Annotated in this window: 4 protein-coding genes; 1 reads left to right on the top strand and 3 read right to left on the bottom strand. The window is 71.5% G+C overall.

All coding sequences use genetic code 11. From position 1 onward, the window contains the following. Nucleotides 1-979 precede the first annotated feature (979 nt). From E6J59_14830 to E6J59_14820, 3 genes are all read right to left on the bottom strand, one after another. Entirely contained in the window at nt 980-1,303 is a 324-nt protein-coding gene (locus E6J59_14830) for a hypothetical protein (protein ID TMB18353.1), read from the bottom strand. Nucleotides 1,304-1,447: 144 nt separating this feature from the next. Further along, on the bottom strand, nt 1,448-2,488 hold the full coding sequence (gene ychF / locus E6J59_14825) for a redox-regulated ATPase YchF (GenBank protein TMB18352.1): 1,041 nt from the start codon (nt 2,486-2,488) through the stop codon (nt 1,448-1,450). Continuing rightward, on the bottom strand, nt 2,485-3,003 hold the full coding sequence (locus E6J59_14820; protein ID TMB18351.1) for an NUDIX hydrolase: 519 nt from the start codon (nt 3,001-3,003) through the stop codon (nt 2,485-2,487). The genes ychF and E6J59_14820 overlap by 4 nt, the downstream gene beginning before the upstream one ends. 99 nt (nt 3,004-3,102) lie before the next feature. On the opposite strand from E6J59_14820, the gene E6J59_14815 reads away from it, so the two are divergent. After that, nucleotides 3,103-3,585 carry a TIGR03618 family F420-dependent PPOX class oxidoreductase gene (locus E6J59_14815; GenBank protein ID TMB18350.1) on the top strand — a complete coding sequence of 161 codons (483 nt, stop codon included), beginning with the start codon at nt 3,103-3,105 and terminating at the stop codon, nt 3,583-3,585. Nucleotides 3,586-4,136 lie beyond the last annotated feature (551 nt).

Raw genomic sequence — 4,136 nt, 5'->3', positions numbered from 1 at the left:
CAGCTCATCGGCGCGGCGCTCGGCGCCCTCCTCTTCCTCTACCCCGGCATCGCGGCCGCGCGCCGGCGTGGAGCGATCGCCCCGCAGACGCCCGCCTGAGCGTACCGCGCCGGCACGACCGCCCCGTGCGCCCGCCGCCCGCCGTCTCGCGTTGACCCGAGCCCGACGCGCCGGTAGCGGAGCTACCCCGTCTTCCGGTCTCGGCCCCGCTCCGAAGGACCGCTCGTCCTCGCTCCCGCGTCCGCAGTGAGCGCCCCGACGCGACGGTCGCCGGCCGTCTCAGTCGTTGTCGAATCGGAATCCCTCGCCCCGACTCGCGCCTGGCGGACGTCCGTGCACCATCAGGGCGAGCGAGCGCCGAGGAATGCCTCCAGAGCCGGGAAATGCCCTCAAAAAAGCATTGACGACGAGCGTGACCCTGTGTCAATGCTCGCGAGTCGTTGGGACGTCCCCACACCCGCCCAGCCTGTCCCGCGACGTGGAGAGGGCCCGGGAGTTGATCCGCCGCCCGCCCGGCCCTCTCCCTCTCCCGAAAAGCCATGCCGACGCGTCAGCACCCAGTGCTGCAGAACAGAGGTCATGAGCTCACCGAGTGGCTTCAGGTCGCGGCGCTCGTCGCGCTCGCAGCGGCGATTGCCTTCTACGTGGTCGTCTATTGAACCCCCAAGGTGCGAATCAGGGAGCCGGCCCGGCGAGCGGGGAAGGCTGGTCAAGCCACGATGGAAAGGCGGTCAGGGTGATGTCGGACATGCGGGAGCTGCCGCGCGCACGGGCACGGCGGGCGGCACGCGACTCGGAACGGGCCGGCGACCAAGCGCGCAAGGCCGTTGTGCGTGCCGCGAAGGCCGTCGAGCGAGCCGGGCTCAAGGTCCAGTGGGTGAGGCGGCTGGCGAAGCGGCTGGCGAGGCTGGGGCCGCAAAGTGGGACGGCCGAGCCCTCGGCCTAGGAGGCTGTCCGAGCAACCATGGCCCGATACGGGTCACAAACCAGGGTGCAGCGCTTGACTTCCTCCGGTCAACTTGCAATCAGGGAAAGTAGAGCCGAGGCGGCCATCAAGCGGCCGTCTCCTTTGAGGGGTGGAGGGTGTGACGATGTGGAGGAAGCTCTGCACCGCCTTTGCGGCGGTAGCCTTGGTGGCCGGCTTTGGATTGCCGAGCGCGTACGCCAAGAAATGCCCGAGGATCTGCAAGGAGGAGATCACCGCCTGCCGGTCTACGATACCGGACAAGAGCACCTGCACCGGGACGCGCAGGGAGAAAGGGAAGTGCAGGCGAGCCATCAATAAGGCCAGGCGGATCTGCATGACGTACATCCTCAAGGCCTGCAGAGAGCGGAAGGACACGGTTCCCGCCGACGCCTGCTCGCCGTCCGGCGCGTTCCTGGACCTGGTCGAGTAGTCCTCGCGCAACGATAGCCCGGGGCGCCCGGCGGGGTGCCCCGGGTGTGGCTACACGGCGAACCGGAAGTGGATGATGTCGCCGTCCTGGACGACGTAGTCCTTGCCCTCGAGCCGGAGCTTCCCCGCCTCGCGGCATCGGGCCTCGCTCCCGAGGCGTACGAAGTCCTCGTAGGCGATCACCTCGGCGCGGATGAAGCCACGCTCGATGTCGCTGTGGACCTTGCCCGCCGCCTTGACGGCCGTCGTGCCGCGGCGGATCGGCCAGGCACGGCACTCGTCCTCGCCGACGGTCAGGAAGCTCACCAGGTCGAGGAGCGCGTAGCTCGCGCGGATGAAGCGGGCGCGGGCGCTCTCGCTGAGGCTCAGGTCGGCGAGGAACGCGTCGCGATCGGCGGGCTCGAGCTCGGCGATCTCGGCCTCGAGCCGCGCGGAGAGCGCCATCGCCTCGGCACCCTCGGCGCGCGCGCGGGCGGCGACCTCGCCCGGGAGCGGCGCCGCGGCCGCCGTCTCGGGCACGTTCAGCACGACGAGCAGCGGGCGGAGCGAGAGGAACGCGAACCCGGCGAGCAGCGTCCGCTCCTCGGGTGCGAGGCCGAGCGTGCGGAGCGGCCTTCCGGCCTCGAGCGACGGCACCAGGCGCTCGAGGAGCGCCCGCTCGCGCTCGTGGCCCTTCTCCTTGCGGAGCCGCTCGAGCCGCTTCTCGATGACCGCCAGGTCGGCGAGCACGAGCTCGGCGGCGAAGCTCTCCAGGTCCGCGGCCGGGGTGGGCGGCGCGCCCGCCAGGTCGGGGAAGCCGCGCACCACCTCGACCAGCGCGTCGGCATCGCGGAGCTGCCCCACGGTCACGGCGTCGAGCACCGTGCGCCGCTCGGGCGCGCTGCGCGCGGGCGGGAAGTCGACGAAGCTAACCTCGGCGTAGGTCGTCTTGCGCGGCTCGTAGATGCGCGCGAGCGCGTCGACGCGCGCGTCGGGCACCTTGATGACACCCAGGTTGAGGCCCGACCCGGCGCGCTCGGCGTGGAGGCCGGTCAGCGCGTTGAAGACGGTCGTCTTCCCTGCGCCGGGAAAGCCCGTGAGCCCGACCTTCATGCCGCCGCGAGGACCGCCGCGGCCAGGTGGAGGCCCGCGATCGTCTTCCCGTCCACGATCTCGCCGCGCCGGATCATGGCGAGCGCCTCGGCGAGCGGGAGGCGCGCGATCTCGGCGATCACCTCGTCGGCCTCGTGGCGCTGCGCCCCCGGGCGGAGGCCGCGCGCCAGGAAGAGGTGGATGCGCTCGTCACAGAAGCCGGGGGTGGTGAGGATCGTGCCGAGGTGAGTCAGCTCGTCCGCCTCGACGCCCGCCTCCTCGGCGAGCTCGCGCGCCGCGCAGGCGCGCGGCGGCTCGTCGGGCGCATCGAGGACGCCGGCGGGCAGCTCCCAGAGATAGCCGCCGGCCGCGTGGCGGTACTGGCGCAGGAGGACGACGCGCCCGTCATCGTCGACCGCGACCACGGCCGACGCCCCGGGGTGGTGCATCAGCTCGAGGTCGACCGCCGTGCCGTTCGGGAGCGTGACCCGCTCGACCCGCAGGTCGACGATACGCCCGCGGTAGATCTGCCGCATCCGCTCCGCATAGCGGCTGCCGGAAGGGAAGGAAAGAGGCGCTCGGACGCTCCGGCGCGCACTTCGCCTGCCCGGTTGTTGCTTGCGTCCGTCCATACTATGCAAAGGGCGACGACCATGCAGCGGCGGAGAGCGATCGCCCTCACCCCCGAGGAGCAGCGGCGCTTCCTCGCGGAGTCCCGCACCATCATCCTGACCAGCAACGACCGGCACGGCTATCCGCACTCGGTGGCCATGTGGTACGTGGCCGACCCCGAGGGCACCGTGGACATGACGACCTTCGCCAAGTCGCAGAAGGCCGTGAACCTGCGCCGCGACCCGCGTTGCGCCCTCCTCGTGGAGAGCGGGCGGACCTACCCCGAGCTGAAGGGGCTCCTGATCCGCGGCCGGGCGACGCTCGATGGCGACGTCGAGCACGTGCTCGACGTGCTCGAGCGGGTGCACGCCAAGTACGACACGCCGGGACCGGCCGAGGGGCTGCGCGAGGCGATGCGCGGGCAGGCCCGCAAGCGGGTGGTGATCCGGGTGCGGCCCGAGCGGGTGTCGAGCTGGGACCACGCCAAGCTCGGCGGGGCGTACTGACCTACCCCCGGATCAGCGTCACCCGGCACGCCACGTCCACGTCGAGCCGCCCGACCGGCGGCAGGATGTCGCCGTCGATCATGTAGTGCTCGGGCTTGAAGAAGCGGATGGAGAGCTGCCGGGCGAGATTGTCGAACAGCTCGGCCTCCCCGGTTGGGAAGCCCCGGTAGATGCGGACGGCGCGGCGGATCAGCCGGATGGCGCTGATCGGCCCCCCCAGGACGTGGAAGTAGCCGGGCTTGCGCGCGCCGAGGTACGTCGGGCGGAAGCCGAGCGCGATGCGGTCCACGGTGGCGGCGAAGAAGAAGGTGAACTGGCGGAAGGGGATGGGCGCGCCGTCCACCTCGACGTCGGCCCCCGTCGCCCGGAAGACGGCCCGCGCGCTGTGCGTACCGGTCAGCGCGGAGAGGATCAGGCGCGTCAGGAGCCGCGCCGCCTGGAAAACGCCCTGCTTCTCGCGCGCGTAGTACATGCGCAGGAAGTTGACCGCCGTGCCGAAGCTCAGCACGAAGCCGTGCTCGGCGCCGTTCACGCGCAGGAGGTCGCGCTCG

It is taken from the genome of Deltaproteobacteria bacterium, from assembly GCA_005879795.1.
Lineage (GTDB): Bacteria > Desulfobacterota > Binatia > DP-6 > DP-6 > DP-6.
The sequence above is the reverse complement of the archived record's forward strand: the minus strand, read 5'-3'. Positions and strand labels throughout refer to the sequence as shown.

Excerpts from the sequence above, each read along its gene's own strand:
- E6J59_14830 (TMB18353.1), bottom strand. The coding sequence starts at position 1,303 with ATGCAGATCCGCCTGGCCTTATTGATGGCTCGCCTGCACTTCCCTTTC.
- ychF (TMB18352.1), bottom strand. The coding sequence starts at position 2,488 with ATGAAGGTCGGGCTCACGGGCTTTCCCGGCGCAGGGAAGACGACCGTC.
- E6J59_14815 (TMB18350.1), top strand. The coding sequence starts at position 3,103 with ATGCAAAGGGCGACGACCATGCAGCGGCGGAGAGCGATCGCCCTCACC.
- E6J59_14820 (TMB18351.1), bottom strand. The coding sequence starts at position 3,003 with ATGCGGCAGATCTACCGCGGGCGTATCGTCGACCTGCGGGTCGAGCGG.